The following is a 13092-nucleotide window of genomic DNA, read 5'->3' on the forward strand; positions in this document are numbered from 1 at the left end:
CCACGGGGAGCGTAGGGTGCTCGGGTGTCTGATGCGCCACTCGTGCTGGGGATCGAGAGCACCTGCGACGAGACCGGGGTCGCCCTGGTCCGGGGGCTCGACCTCCTCGCCGACGTCACCGCCTCCTCGATGGACGACCACGCACGGTTCGGCGGGATCGTGCCCGAGGTCGCCTCGCGCGCGCACCTCGAGGCCTTCGGCCCCACCCTGGAGGCGGCGCTCGAGCAGGCGCAGGTGCGGCTCGAGGACGTCGACGCCGTGGCCGTCGCCGCAGGTCCGGGGCTGAGCGGGTCGCTCGCGGTCGGGGTCGCCTCGGCCAAGGCGCTGGCGCTCGGGCTGGGGGTGCCGCTGCACGGGGTGAACCACGTCATCGGGCACGTCGCCGTCGACGCGCTCGTGCACGGTCCGTTCCCCGAGACCTTCCTGGGTCTCGTCGTCTCCGGCGGGCACTCCTCGCTGCTGCGGGTCAACGACATCGCCACCGACGTCACCGAGCTCGGGCAGACCCTCGACGACGCCGCGGGCGAGGCCTTCGACAAGGTCGGGCGGCTCCTCGGGCTGCCCTACCCGGGCGGTCCGCACGTCGACCGGGCCGCCGCGGACGGCGACCCCGCGGCCTTCGCCTTCCCCCGCGGGCTCTCCCGCCCCAAGGATCTGCAGCGTCACCCCTACGACTTCTCCTTCTCCGGGCTGAAGACCGCGGTCGCCCGGGTGGTCGAGGGCTTCGAGGACCGCGGCGAGCAGGTCCCCGTGGCCGACGTCGCCGCCTCGTTCTCGGAGGCGGTCGCCGACGTGCTGGTCACCAAGACGTTGCGGGCCTGCGAGATCAACGAGATCGGCACGGTCGTCGTCGGCGGCGGGTTCTCCGCCAACTCCCGGCTCCGCTCGCTGGCCGCGGACCGGTTCGCCGACGCCGGGATCGAGCTCCGGATCCCCCCGATCCGGTACTGCACCGACAACGGCGCGATGATCGCGGCGCTTGGCTCCGCCGTCGTCCGGGCCGGGCTCGAGGCCTCGCCGATGGACTTCACCATCGACTCCCAGATGCCGTTGACCCAGGTGGTGATGGGCGCGACGGAGAGCGCCGCGTGACGCGGCGCGCCGCGGTCGCTGCGCTCGCAGCCCTCCTCGTGCTGGTCGGGTGCACCGCGCCCGACGGCGGTGGCGAGCCGACGTCCGCTCCGAGCACGGAGGAGCCGACGTCGCCGTCCCCGACGCCCTCCCCGACACCGGATCCCGCCCTGTCCTGGGGGCCGACCGAGGCGGACCTCGAGCAGGCGATGGCCGACGCGGCCGCGCTGAGCGACGAGGCCGCCGCCGGGCAGGTCCTGATCGCGCGGTACGGAGGGACCGATCCGACCGTCCCGGCCACGCTGGTCTCCGACCTCGGCCTCGCCGGTGTCATCCTGTTCACCGAGAACGTCGCCTCGCTCGACCAGGTGGTCGCCAGCAGCGAGGCGGTGCAGGCCGCGGCCGCGTCGACCCGCGACTGGCCCGCGGTCGTCGCGGTCGACAACGAGGGCGGCGTCGTGCAGCGGCTCTCGGCGGCGACCGGGCCGTGGACCACCTTTCCGCCGTTCATGGCGGCCGGCGCCGCCTCCGGCGAGCCGGACGTGGTCGCGGCCGCGTACGAGGCGATGGGGCGGGAGCTGCTGGCGAGTGGCATCACGCTCAACTTCGCACCCGATGCCGACGTCACGGTCGGCCCCGCCGACGTCACGATCGGGAGCCGGTCCGCGAGCTCGGACCCCCAGCGAGCGGCCGACGCCGTGGTCGCGGCGCTTGACGGCTTCGCCGCCGGCGGGGTCCTCACCAGCATCAAGCACTTCCCCGGGCACGGGAGCCTCGGCGTGGACTCCCACGACGCGCTCCCCGTCCTCGAGGTCCCGACGGCGGAGCTCGCCCAGCGCGATCTCGTCCCGTTCGCGGCGGGCGTGGACGCCGGCGCCCCGATGGTGATGGTCGGGCACATCGCCGTCACCGACTGGGACCCGGGCGTGCCCGCCTCGCTCTCGCCGACGGCCTACACCTACCTGCGTGAGCAGCTCGGGTTCACGGGGGTGGCGGTGACCGACGGGCTCGACATGGGAGCCCTCACGGCCGAGTACACCGACGGGCAGATCGCGGCTCATGCCCTGATCGCCGGCGCCGACCTGCTGCTCAGCCCTCGCGACGTCCACGCGGCACGGGACGGGATCCTCGCTGCGCTCGCGGACGGCTCGCTCAGCCGTGAGCGTCTCACCGAGGCGGCGGGTCGGGTGATCGCGCTGATGCGGTGGCAGCAGCAGCTGGCCGTGCAGGCGGACGTGGACGCCGACGACATCGGTGCCGCCGGGCCCGCGGTGGCCTCGCTCGCCGCCGCTGCCGTGACGGTCGTGGCCGGGTCCTGCACCGGTGCGCTCGCCGGCCCGCGGATCCACGTGCGCGGTGGCAGCACCGACGACTGGGACGCCTTCACCGCTGCCGCCGAGGCGGCCGGGCTGCAGGTGGTCCCGCTCGAGCAGGAGGCGGACACCGAGGTGCGGCTGCTGGTCGAGGGCTCGGACGCCGCCGCGGCTGCCGACGTGGCGATCGCGCTCGACTCGCCCTCGGTCCTGGCGGGCTCGCCGGCTCCGACGCTGATCGCCGGTTACGGCCGCACGCCCCAGACGATGGCGGCGCTCGCCGAGGTGCTCGCCGGGTCGGCGAGCGCGCCCGGGCGGCTCCCGGTCGCCGTCGGCGAGCTCCCGGCCTCCGCCTGCTCCTAGCGCGTCATCGGCGGGCGAGCCGCCAGGCGCGGGCGCACAGCAGCAGCGCGAGCACGGACGCGACGAAGATCGGCCAGGACCAGCCGGCCAGCTCCCACGACAGCTCGCCCTCGGTGGCGGTGGTCAGCACGCGGATCCCCAGGAAGCTGCCCTCGGCCGTGCCGCCGCCCACGCCGAGCAGTGCGTCGGTCATGCCGAACAGGTAGCCCATGCCGGCGAGCATCGCCACGAGCAGCACCGCACCCGCGCCGAGCACGCCCAGGGACCAGGAGGGTCGGCGCCGGGGCTCGGCCTCGACGAGCTCGCGCGCGAGCACGCGCGGTCGGCCCATGTCCTCGATGGCCTGGACCATGCCCACGTCGGCGGCGGCGTCCGCGAGGGTCACGCGCAGCTCGGTCAGCACCTCGCGGCGCCGCCGGCGGCTCATCGGGTCGAGCCAGAGCTCGACGTCCTGCAGGTAGCTCCAGCGCCGGAGCCGATCGGTCAGGGTCAGGGTGGCGCTCATCGGAGCTCCTCTCGTTGCGCGGCGACGGCCGACACGACCACGCCCAGGTCGCCCCAGGCGGCGAGCGCGTCCCGGAAGTGGGCCTCGCCCGCCGCTGTGGGGCGGTAGTACTTGCGGGCGGGCCCCGACGGCGAGGGGACCAGTCGCGAGGTCAGCTTGCCCTCGCGCTCGAGCCGGCTCAGGGTGGGGTAGACCGTGCCGGTGGCGATGCCCGTCAGGCCTGCGGCCTGCAGCCGCGTGACCAGCTCGTACCCGTAGGACTCGGCGGCGCCCAGCAGCCCGATGACCAGCATCGGCAGCACGCCCTTGAGGAGCTGCGGGTCCCGCTCGAACGTGGTCACGGTGGAAAGTTATGCCTACTAGTGGGCAATGTCAACTAGTGCCGGGCTCGGGCACGCTCAGCGGATCTGGAGGACCGCGGCGTCGACGCGCGGCGGCGGGCGGAAGGCGGAACGCGGGACCGCGAGCCCGAGGTCGAGGCGGCGGCGCCGCACCCGGCGCCGGTCGGCCCACTGCCGGGCGGCGGCGCGTTGCAGCACGAGATCGGCGCTGAGCAACGACGGGGCGGCCAGCAGCGACCGGACCAGGTCGGTCGAGCCGCCGAACGGCGGGTTCGCGACCACCCGGAAGGGTCGCCGGGGCAGCCGGAGGTCGGCCAGGCCGACCTCGAGCACGCGCACGTCGGCATCGCCGAAGCGCTCCCGCAGCGCCGCGGCCCTGCGCGCGTGCAGCTCGACGGCGAGCACGCGCGCGCCCGCCGCGACCAGGGGTGCGGTCAGCGCGCCGTCGCCGGCGCCGAGGTCGAGGACGAGGTCGCCACGGCGAACGCTCGTCGCCTCGACGACGCGTTCGGCCCAGTCAGAGCGGAGCGGGTGCCAGCCCCACGAGCGTCGCGATCCCGAGCGGTTCCCGGACACGACGCACCATCGCGGTCATGATTGCCATGGATCTGACCGTAGGCTGATCCGACCGACCGACGCACGGTGTTATCTGCCGCTGATCGCCGCGGTCGGGATGAACTCGTCGTGGAGGAGACCTCGAAGTGAATGCGTCGGAGCGCCGTGCGGGCTATCTCGATGACCTGGGCGGTCTGCTGCGGCCCTTGACCGCGCTGCAGCGCATCGAGGTGATCGACGGCGTTCGCGACCGCATCGACCGCGCCGTCGCCGACCTGGGTCGCGAGCCCACGGGCGAGGACATGGAGCAGATCCTCGAGCGGGTGGGCAGTGTCGAGTCGGTCGCCACGGCAGCCCTGGCGGCGCACGCGCCTGCCCCGGCGGTCGCCGGTACGGCCGGCGTGACGAGCAGCCAGCCGGCCACGCGCGTCGAGGACAAGCCGGCGCCCCGTCCGGTCCGCAACTTCGACCTGTCCAGCATCCCCGCGATGGACTGGCCCGACGAGCCGGCGCCACGGCCGGCGATGACCCGGCGGTGGCTGCCCTTCGTCGTGCTGGTGCTGATCGGCATCGGCTCGTTCTTCCTGCTGTTCCTGCTGCCCGCGCTGGCCCTGATCGTCGGGGCGATCCTGCTGTGGATGTCTCCGTTGTGGACCACGGGGGAGAAGGCGATCGGCACCGCGGTGCCCGCCATCGGGCTCGGCGCCTTCCTGCCGCTGCTCGCGCTCGGCGCCGGGTCCGAGGGGAACGCGATGCTGGCGATGATCGGTTTCGTGGGTGCGATCCTCGGTATCGCGGCGCTGATCTGGGTCGGTGTCCGGGGCATGCGGGCTGCCCGTAAGGTCGACCAGCAGCACCCCGCTCCGCGGAAGAAGCGCTAGCAGCACCGGAATCCACCGATCGGTTGATCGCACGCGCGCCACCTGCGCGATGCCGTGACCGGGCGACCAGCTCGATGCTGGAGCCATGACAACGGAAGCGAGCAGCCCGGCCGTCCTGGTCGAGGGGCTGCGCAAGACCTACGGCGCCAAGGTCGCCGTCGACGACGTGAGCCTCGCCGTCGAGCCCGGAGAGATCTTCGGCATCCTCGGACCGAACGGCGCCGGCAAGACGACGACCGTCGAGTCGATCGCCGGCCTGCGCGTCGGCGACGCCGGAAGGGTCAGGATCCATGGGCTCGACCCGTGGACCGAGCGCGACGCCGTCGTGCGGGTCCTGGGCATCCAGCTCCAGGAGAGCGCCCTGCAGCCGAAGATCGCGGTGCGTGAGGCGCTCGAGCTGTGGACGGCGTTCTACGACGACCCGGTGCCCTGGCAGGACCTCGCCGACCAGCTCGGCCTGACCGAGCACCTCGACCGGCGCTTCGGCATGCTCAGCGGTGGCCAGCAGCAACGGCTCTCGATCGCCCTCGCGCTCGTGGGGCGGCCGCGGGTGGCGATCCTCGACGAGCTCAGCACCGGCCTCGACCCGCGCGCCCGCCGCGAGGTGTGGCAGATCGTCCGTAACCTGCGCGCGACCGGCGTCACCATCCTCCTCGTGACCCACTCGATGGAGGAGGCGCAGCAGCTCTGCGACCGCATCGCGATCATCGACCGCGGGCGGGTCCGCGCGCTCGGCACCCCCGAGGAGCTGGTCCGGTCCGGCAGCGCCGCGACCATCACGACCTTCGAGGTGAGCGCAGCACCCGACCTCGAGGCCCTGCGCGCGCTCGACGGCGTGGTCGACGCCCGGCTCGAGCAGGGCCAGGTCGTCGTCGAGGGCGCCGAGGACGTCGTGCTGTCCGTGCTCGGTGCGCTGGCGGCACAGCAGGTCGCGCCCCGCCGGCTCCGTGTGGTGGCCGGATCCCTCGACACCGCATACCTCGACCTCACCGACGACACCTCTGCGAAGGCGGACGCATCATGACCCAGACCCTGATCAGCCGCGGGACCGCGGCGGTGTTCCGGACCGAGACCCGCCTGTTCGGGCGCGAGCTGGGCTCGCTGTTCTGGATCGTGGCCTTCCCGGTGGTGCTGGTGTGCGTGCTGGGGTTCGTGCCGACCTTCCGCGACGTCGACCCCGACCTCGGGGGCCTGCGCGTCATCGACATCTACGTGCCGATCGGCATCCTGCTCTCGATGATCATGGCGTCGATCATGGCGATGCCGCCGGTGGTGTTCGGCTACCGCGAGGCCGGTGTGCTGCGCAGGTTGCAGACCACGCCGGTGCGGCCGCTGACGCTGCTCGGCGCACAGGTGGTGCTGCACGGCGCGGCGGTGGCCGCCTCGACCGTGCTGCTGCTGGTGGTGGGTCGGCTGCTCTTCCAGACCCCGTTGCCGCAGGCTCCCGGCTGGTACGCGCTGGCGTACCTGCTCGCGCTGCTGGCGACCTTCGGCCTCGGTGCGATCGTGACGGCTGTCGCGCCCAACGCCAGGGTCGGCACGGCGATCGGGATGGTCGTGTTCTTCCCGTCGATGTTCACGGCCGGCGTCTGGTTCCCCGTCCAGGGGATGGGTGGGCTGCTCCAGCAGATCGTGGAGCTCACCCCGCTGGGCGCGGCCTCGCAGGCGCTGTACCAGGCGATGGCCGGCGGGGTGCCGGACCTTGCGCACCTGCTCGTGATGGTCGGGTGGGTCATCATCACGTTCGGCGTTGCCAGCCGCACCTTCCGCTGGCAGTGAGAGGCTGAGGGCCGTGACCGCGCCACCCACTGCCGAGCAGTGGGAGCGGTGGCTGAGCAGGCTGCCGTTCCCGACGCTCGCCGTCGCCACGGTCATCGCGCTGGCGGCGGCTCCCGCCGTGGGCGCCTCGACGCCGTCCGCGCGGCTGCTCGCGCAGATCGCCCTGGTGCCGGTCACCGCCCTCGTGATGTGGTGGTGGACCGTGCGCCGCCCGGCCGGCGAACGCAGCGCGTCAACGGGACGGGTGTACTACGGCGTCCGGACGGCTCTCGCGCTCGCTCTCACCCTGCTCAACCCGCTCTTCTGCATCTTCGCGTGGGTGGGCTACATCGACGCCTACGACTACTTCGGCCGCCGCGGCCGCTGGCTGGCGCTCGGCGTCACCGCGTTCATCATGGCCATCGGTCAGAGCGGCGGGATCCCGGTGGGGATGTCGTGGCATCTGGCGTTGCTCGTGGGGCTGTTCGGGGTCAACTTCCTGCTCGCCGGTGTGCTCAGCCGGTACAGCAGCATCGTCTTCGAGTCGAACGAGCGGCGGGCGCAGGAGATCACCGAGCTCGAGGCGCTCAACGACGAGCTCGAGCTGGCGCTGGCCGAGAACGCCAGGCTGCAGGCGACGGTGGTCGCCCAGGCCCGCGAGTCCGGTGTGCAGCAGGAGCGGCAACGACTGGCGCGGGAGATCCACGACACGATCGCGCAGTCGTTGGCAGGCGTGCTCGCCCAGCTGCAGGCAGCGCAGGAGGAGGCCGAGCCGGCCGCCGTCAAGCACCGGGTCGACCGCGCCGCAGCGCTGGCGCGCGAGGGGCTTGCGGAGGCGCGCCGGTCGGTGATGGACCTGGTTCCCGCGCCGCTGAGCGCGGCCACCCTGGAGGACGCGATCTCCACGCTCGTCAGCTCCTGGGCCGCGCGGCACGAGATCCGTGCGGAGGCGACGGTCGTGGGCGAGGCCCGGCCGCTGCACCCCGAGGTCGAGGCCACGGTGCTCCGGATCGCCCAGGAGGCGCTGTCCAACGTGGGCAAGCACGCCGACGCCGGCCGGGTGGCCGTGACGCTCACCTACGACGAGGACGAGGTGATCCTCGACGTCCGCGACGACGGCGTCGGGTTCGACCCGAGCCACGCGGCGCAGCCGACCTCCTTCGGGCTGCGGGGCATGCGGCAGCGGGCCGACCGGCTCGCGGGGGTGCTGGAGGTCGAGGCAGCGCCGGGCGCCGGCACGGCGGTGTCCGCGCGGCTGCCGGCGCTGGGACGGAGCGCAGCATGATCCGGATCGTCGTGGCCGACGACCATCCCGTGGTGCGCGACGGCGTCGCGTCCACGCTGTCGGCGACGGCAGGTCTGGAGGTGGTCGGGCAGGCGCAGAGCGGGCCCGAGGCGGTCGACCTCGTGGCGGCGCTCGAGCCGGACGTCGTCGTCATGGACCTGCGGATGCCGGGTGGGAACGGCGTCGAGGCCGTGCGCGAGCTGCGGCGCCGGGGCAGCCGGACCCGGGTGCTGGTGCTGACCACCTACGACACCGACTCGGACACCGTCGCCGCGATCGAGGCCGGAGCCACCGGCTACCTGCTCAAGGACGCCCCCACCGAGACGCTGGTGGAGGCGGTGCGCGCCACCGCGGCCGGCGAGGCCGTGCTCTCACCCGCGGTGGCCAGCAGGCTGGCCTCGCACGTGCGCAGCCCCGAGCGGAGCGCCGCGCTGAGCGCCCGCGAGCGCGAGGTGCTGGCGCTGGTCGCCCAGGGTCGGTCGAACCGGCTGATCGCGCGCGAGCTGTTCGTCAGCGAGGCCACGGTCAAGACCCACCTCGTGCACATCTACACCAAGCTCGGGGTCGCGGACCGGGCCGCCGCCGTCGCCACCGGGTACCGGCAGGGGATCCTCACTTAGGGTTCGGTCCGGATCGGGTGGCCGCTGCGGAACTCCTGGACCAGGTGGGCGACGACGTGCTCGAGCGCGCCGTCGTGGGCGGCCGCGACCTCGCGCTGCCGCTGGTACGAGGCGCCGCCGCGGGTGAGGGTGAGCACACCCTCGAGCTCGTCGACGCAGCCGAGGTCGGCCGCCACGGGGCGGAGCTGGCCGATCAGGCGCTCCAGCGAGTCCGTGACGAGCTCCTCGTTGCCCGCCTCGTCGAGGATGACGATCGCCTCCAGCCCGTACCGTGCCGCCCGCCACTTGTTCTCGGTGAGGAACCAGGGCGTGATGGTCGGGAGGGTCTCACCGGCGTCGAGCCGTCGGGAGAGCCACTCGACCAGGCAGTGCACCAGCGCCACGAGCGAGGCGAGCTCGGCACGGTTCGTGACGCCGTCGAAGATCCTCATCTCGATCGTTCCGAAGGCGGGAGAGGGCCGGATGTCCCAGCGGACCTCGTCGAAGGAGTCGATGACGCCGGTGTGGAGCATGTCGTCGACGTACCGCTCGAGCCGCGCCCAGTCCGTGATCTCGGTGAACGGCAGCCCCGCCGTCGGGAGCTGCTGGAACAGCAGCGCGCGGTTGGAGGCGTAGGAGGTGTCGCGGCCGTCCCAGTAGGGCGAGCTGCACGAGAGCGCGAGCAGGTGCGGGTAGTACGTGAGCAGCGCGCCGAGGATCGGCAGCACCTTGTCGCGGCGCTCCACCCCGACGTGCACGTGCACGCCGTAGATCAGCATCTGCCGCCCCCACCACTGGGTGCGGTCGATCAGGGTGGCGTAGCGCGCCTTGTTGGTCACCTTCTGGTTCGCCCAGTGCCCGAACGGGTGCGTGCCCGCGCACATGAGCTCGACCCGCAGCCGGTCCGTGACGTCGCGCACGAGCGCCACGCTGCGGTCCAGGTCGGCCATCGCCTCGGGCACCGTGCGGCACACGCCGGTCACCAGCTCCACGGTGTTGAGGAGCAGCTCCTGCCGGATCGTGGGGTGCTGGGAGCCGTCCGCGGGCGCCACCGCGTCGAGCACGGTCTGCGCGACCTGCCGCAGGTCGCCGGTGTCGGCGTCGACGAGGGCGAGCTCCCACTCCACGCCCAGCGTGGAGCGCTCGGAGGCCGCGAAGTCCAGGGTCACCGGGTCATCTTGACGCGCGCTCGGGCTCCGATGGTGCACGTTCGCTGATCGACCGCTCCTCGAACGCCGGCAGCCCGTCGATGCTCGTGGTGTTCTTGAGCGCGCGGTAGGCCCGGACGCCGTCGGCACCACGACGCTCCATGTTGCCGATCAGCATGTCGCGCTCGCGGGCACCCTCGAACAGCGGCAGCCCGTAGCCGCAGGAGTCGGAGACCCGTTCGACGTCCACGACGATCACCGCACGCGCGGCGATCGTCTCCGGGAACCGTGGCTGCCAGTCGGCGAACTCCTCGTCGTCGACGGAGACCACCCGGCCGTGCCCGTGCAGCCGCACGATCTTCGGCTGGCGCTCGAACGAGCAGAACATCACCGTGATGCGGCCGTTCTCGCGCAGGTGCGCGATCGTCTCGGCGCCGCTCGCGGTGATGTCGAGGTAGGCGACCGTGCGCTCGTCGACCACCGCGAAGGTGCCGTCGATGCCCTTGGGGGAGACGTTGACGTGGCCCTCGGCCGACAGCGGCGCCGTCGCCACGAAGAACACGTGCTGCGCCTCGATGAACGTCTGCAGCCTCGGCGTGATCGCCTCGTAGACCTTTCCCACGCGCTCAGCCTCGCACGACCTCAGCCCCGCAGCGGTTCGACGACGATCACGCTCTGCTTCCCGGCGAGCCGGGTCAGCACGATGGTCGCGTCCGCGGAGCCCTTGAGACCCAGCTGCTGACGCAGCTGGTCCGGCACGACGGCGGTGCCTCGCTTCTTGATCGTCACGCGCCCCACGTCGCGGTCGCGCAGGTACGCGCGGAGGCGCTTGAGGCCGAAGTCGAAGGAGTCGAGCACCCGGAACCCGGTGGCCCAGGGGGTGGGGCGCTCCGCCGTCGTCGTGATGTACGCGATCGAGGGGTCCACGAGGGTGCCCTCGAGCTCCTCGGCGACCCGGGCGACGAGGCCGGCGCGGATGACGGCGCCGTCGGGCTCGTAGAGGTGGCTGCCGAGCGGGCCGGCGGCGGCCTGGGTGGCCGCGGCGTCGGCGTCGCCCGGCTGGCTGAGCAGGTGCGTGCCTCGCTTGCCGAGGAGCAGCGCGCTCCGGCCCGATCCCTCCGGGGCGAGCGGTCCGAACCAGAGCCCGGCCTCCACGACGTCGCCGTCGACGCTCACCCACTGCGCATGGGTCTCGCTCGGCAACGCACGGTAGGGGATGCCGGGGCCGACCTTGAGGCCGAGCGCCGGGACGGTGGCGCGCAGAGCGAGGAGCGTGTCGAGGTCGGGGGAGTAGGCCCGCGGGTCGAAGACACGGTTGCCGGAACGGGTGCGGCGAGCAGGGTCGGCGTAGACGGCGTCGACACCCTCGGCCTGCAGGTCGATCGCGAGCGCGTCACCCCGGCGGACGGTCGCGCTGTCGAAGGCGCGCAGGTTGACCGCGGCCACGGTGGCCGTGACCTCGTCCTGCTCGACCGCCAGCACAGGCACGCCCAGACCGGCGAGCGCCATCGCGTCGCTGCCGATGCCGCACCCGAGGTCGGCGACCACGGTGGCGCCCGCGGCCGCGTAGCGCTGTGCGTGCCGGGCGGCGACCTGCAGCCGTGTCGCCTGCTCGAGACCCTCGGGCGTGAACAGCATCTCGTCGGCGAAGTCGCCGAACTTGGCGCGAGCGCGCGTGCGGAGCCGGCTCTGCGTCATGACCGCCGCGACGAGGTCAGGATCCACACCGCGGTCCCGCAGCCCGGACGCCAGCTGCAGGGCGCCGTCCTCGTCGTACGGGGGCATCCTGGACAGCAGGCTCCACCCCTCGGGTGTCAGCAGCTGTTCGACCGCGCGCACGTCCACGGCTCATGATCCTGCCAGGATGCGTTACGAGTGGGTAACGACTGCGCACGGCGGTGACGGCGACCCGACCGGCAGTGTTAGGTTCCAGCCCACCAATCCGATCGGGCGCTGTCGCCCGAACTCGACCTCCCGCGGAGGAACCGAATGTCTCGATCCACGACCATCTGGCGGACCGCAGGGCTGTTTGCGGCCGCCGGCCTCGCGCTCGCCGCGTGCGGCACCACCGGCGGCGGCGACGGCGACGGTGACGGCGACGCCACCGGCGGCGAGGGCGGCACCGACTGCTCCGGCGTCATCGCCTACGTCGGCCCGCTGACCGGTCCTGCAGCGAACCTCGGCATCAACATCGTCAACGGCTCGACGCTGGCGCTCGAGCAGTTCCAGGAGGCGAACCCCGACTGCGAGGTGACGATCGAGGAGTTCGACACCCAGGGTGACCCGGCGCAGGCGACCACCGTGGTCTCGGAGATCGTGAGCAACGACGACATCGTCGGCGTCGTCGGCCCCACCTTCTCGGGTGAGACCGGTGCCACCGGACCCGTGTTCGCCGAGGCCGGTCTGGTGACGGTCTCGCCGTCCGCGACCAACCCGGACCTGGCCGGCAACGGGTGGGACACCTTCCACCGCATCATCGGCAACGACGCGACGCAGGCTCCCGCCGTGGCCGACTACCTCACCGGCATCGACGCGCAGGGTGTGTTCGTCATCGACGACGCCTCCGAGTACGGCGCGGGCCTGGGCGCGGGTGTGGTCGAGGCACTCGGCGACCTCGTGGTCGGTACCGAGACCATCCAGGTCGGCGACACCGACTTCGGACCGGCGGTCACGGCGGTCAACGCCTCCGGCGCCGAAGCGATCTACTTCGCGGGCTACTACGCCGAGGCCGGTCTGCTGGTCAGCCAGCTCCGCGCGGGTGGCTACGACGGTCTCTTCATGTCGGGTGACGGCTCGCTCGACCCGGGCTTCGTCGAGGCGGCCGGCGCCGCCGCCGACGGCACGGTGCTGACCTGCCCGTGCGCTCCTGCTGACGACGAGTTCGCTGCCGCGTACGAGGAGTCGGCCGGCCAGGCCGCGGGCACGTACTCCACCGAGGGCTTCGACGCCATGAACATCTTCCTCCAGGGTCTCCTCGAGGGGAACACCGACCGCGAGTCGATGCTGGAGTGGGTCAACGGCTACGACGCCGAGGGCATCACCAAGCACATCCAGTTCGACGAGACCGGTGAGGTCGCAGAGGTCGTGGTGTACGCCTACCCGGTCGAGGGCGGCGAGATCGGTCTCGGCGAGCCGATCGAGTAGCAGCTCGGCCCGGCCGGGCATCGATCGCCCGGCCGGTGCTCATGACCACCGGTGGTCGGGGGACCGAACGGTCCCCCGACCACCCTTCATTCGCGGGGGGGCCCGCCCCGGCGCGACCCGGACGTCTTC

The 13092-nt window shown here is 72.9% G+C and carries 14 protein-coding genes; 8 read left to right on the plus strand and 6 right to left on the minus strand.

The genetic code is table 11. From position 1 onward, the window contains the following. Window positions 1-24: 24 nt before the first annotated feature. Window positions 25-1092, plus strand: a complete 1068-nt coding sequence (gene tsaD, locus GPA04_RS10815; protein WP_156224094.1) for a tRNA (adenosine(37)-N6)-threonylcarbamoyltransferase complex transferase subunit TsaD — start codon at window positions 25-27, stop codon at window positions 1090-1092. Next, window positions 1089-2747, plus strand: a complete 1659-nt coding sequence (locus GPA04_RS10820) for a glycoside hydrolase family 3 N-terminal domain-containing protein (RefSeq protein ID WP_241680731.1) — start codon at window positions 1089-1091, stop codon at window positions 2745-2747. The genes tsaD and GPA04_RS10820 overlap by 4 nt, the downstream gene beginning before the upstream one ends. A gap of 4 nt (window positions 2748-2751) precedes the next feature. On the opposite strand, the gene GPA04_RS10825 is transcribed toward GPA04_RS10820, so the two are convergent. The 3 genes from GPA04_RS10825 to GPA04_RS10835 are packed head-to-tail and all read right to left on the minus strand — an operon-like array spanning window position 2752 to window position 4169. Beyond that, window positions 2752-3252 (minus strand): HAAS signaling domain-containing protein, encoded by a 501-nt coding sequence (locus tag GPA04_RS10825; protein ID WP_156224095.1) that lies wholly within the window; start codon window positions 3250-3252, stop codon window positions 2752-2754. Then, window positions 3249-3593: a PadR family transcriptional regulator gene (locus GPA04_RS10830; protein ID WP_241680732.1), complete on the minus strand. Its 345-nt coding sequence runs from the start codon at window positions 3591-3593 to the stop codon at window positions 3249-3251. Before GPA04_RS10830 ends, GPA04_RS10825 begins: the two co-directional genes overlap by 4 nt. A gap of 57 nt (window positions 3594-3650) precedes the next feature. After that, window positions 3651-4169 carry an rRNA adenine N-6-methyltransferase family protein gene (locus GPA04_RS10835; RefSeq protein ID WP_156224096.1) on the minus strand — a complete coding sequence of 173 codons (519 nt, stop codon included), beginning with the start codon at window positions 4167-4169 and terminating at the stop codon, window positions 3651-3653. A 125-nt stretch (window positions 4170-4294) separates the two neighbouring features. Between GPA04_RS10835 and GPA04_RS10840 the strand changes: the two genes are divergently transcribed. The 5 genes from GPA04_RS10840 to GPA04_RS10860 all read left to right on the plus strand — a co-directional run bounded on the left by GPA04_RS10840 (window position 4295) and on the right by GPA04_RS10860 (window position 8692). After that, window positions 4295-5029, plus strand: coding sequence for a hypothetical protein (locus GPA04_RS10840; RefSeq protein WP_156224097.1), 735 nt, complete (start codon window positions 4295-4297; stop codon window positions 5027-5029). 85 nt (window positions 5030-5114) lie between these two features. After that, window positions 5115-6053 carry an ABC transporter ATP-binding protein gene (locus GPA04_RS10845; protein ID WP_156224098.1) on the plus strand — a complete coding sequence of 313 codons (939 nt, stop codon included), beginning with the start codon at window positions 5115-5117 and terminating at the stop codon, window positions 6051-6053. Beyond that, the gene (locus GPA04_RS10850) at window positions 6050-6808 is read left to right on the plus strand and encodes an ABC transporter permease (protein WP_156224099.1); all 759 of its coding nucleotides are present in this window, start codon (window positions 6050-6052) and stop codon (window positions 6806-6808) included. The genes GPA04_RS10845 and GPA04_RS10850 overlap by 4 nt, the downstream gene beginning before the upstream one ends. Before the next feature lie 13 nt (window positions 6809-6821). Beyond that, entirely contained in the window at window positions 6822-8072 is a 1251-nt protein-coding gene (locus GPA04_RS10855; protein WP_156224100.1) for a sensor histidine kinase, read from the plus strand. Next, entirely contained in the window at window positions 8069-8692 is a 624-nt protein-coding gene (locus GPA04_RS10860; protein ID WP_156224101.1) for a response regulator, read from the plus strand. Before GPA04_RS10855 ends, GPA04_RS10860 begins: the two co-directional genes overlap by 4 nt. Here GPA04_RS10860 and GPA04_RS10865 read toward each other — a convergent pair. The 3 genes from GPA04_RS10865 to GPA04_RS10875 are packed head-to-tail and all read right to left on the minus strand — an operon-like array spanning window position 8689 to window position 11664. After that, complete coding sequence (locus tag GPA04_RS10865; protein WP_156224102.1) at window positions 8689-9840, minus strand: glutamate--cysteine ligase; 1152 nt, start codon at window positions 9838-9840, stop codon at window positions 8689-8691. The two genes, GPA04_RS10860 and GPA04_RS10865, sit on opposite strands and share 4 nt — an antisense overlap. Window positions 9841-9844: 4 nt before the next feature. After that, entirely contained in the window at window positions 9845-10441 is a 597-nt protein-coding gene (locus GPA04_RS10870; protein WP_156224103.1) for a pyridoxamine 5'-phosphate oxidase family protein, read from the minus strand. Window positions 10442-10461: 20 nt separating this feature from the next. Continuing rightward, window positions 10462-11664, minus strand: coding sequence for a class I SAM-dependent methyltransferase (locus GPA04_RS10875; RefSeq protein ID WP_156224104.1), 1203 nt, complete (start codon window positions 11662-11664; stop codon window positions 10462-10464). A 144-nt stretch (window positions 11665-11808) separates the two neighbouring features. Between GPA04_RS10875 and GPA04_RS10880 the strand changes: the two genes are divergently transcribed. Beyond that, window positions 11809-12963, plus strand: coding sequence for a branched-chain amino acid ABC transporter substrate-binding protein (locus tag GPA04_RS10880; protein ID WP_156224105.1), 1155 nt, complete (start codon window positions 11809-11811; stop codon window positions 12961-12963). Window positions 12964-13092 lie beyond the last annotated feature (129 nt).

Source organism: Pseudactinotalea suaedae (genome assembly GCF_009733815.1).
Classification (GTDB): Bacteria; Actinomycetota; Actinomycetes; order Actinomycetales; family Beutenbergiaceae; genus Pseudactinotalea; species Pseudactinotalea suaedae.

Excerpts from the sequence above, each read along its gene's own strand:
- GPA04_RS10825 (WP_156224095.1), bottom strand. The coding sequence starts at position 3,252 with ATGAGCGCCACCCTGACCCTGACCGATCGGCTCCGGCGCTGGAGCTAC.
- GPA04_RS10845 (WP_156224098.1), top strand. The coding sequence starts at position 5,115 with ATGACAACGGAAGCGAGCAGCCCGGCCGTCCTGGTCGAGGGGCTGCGC.
- GPA04_RS10850 (WP_156224099.1), top strand. The coding sequence starts at position 6,050 with ATGACCCAGACCCTGATCAGCCGCGGGACCGCGGCGGTGTTCCGGACC.
- GPA04_RS10860 (WP_156224101.1), top strand. The coding sequence starts at position 8,069 with ATGATCCGGATCGTCGTGGCCGACGACCATCCCGTGGTGCGCGACGGC.
- GPA04_RS10880 (WP_156224105.1), top strand. The coding sequence starts at position 11,809 with ATGTCTCGATCCACGACCATCTGGCGGACCGCAGGGCTGTTTGCGGCC.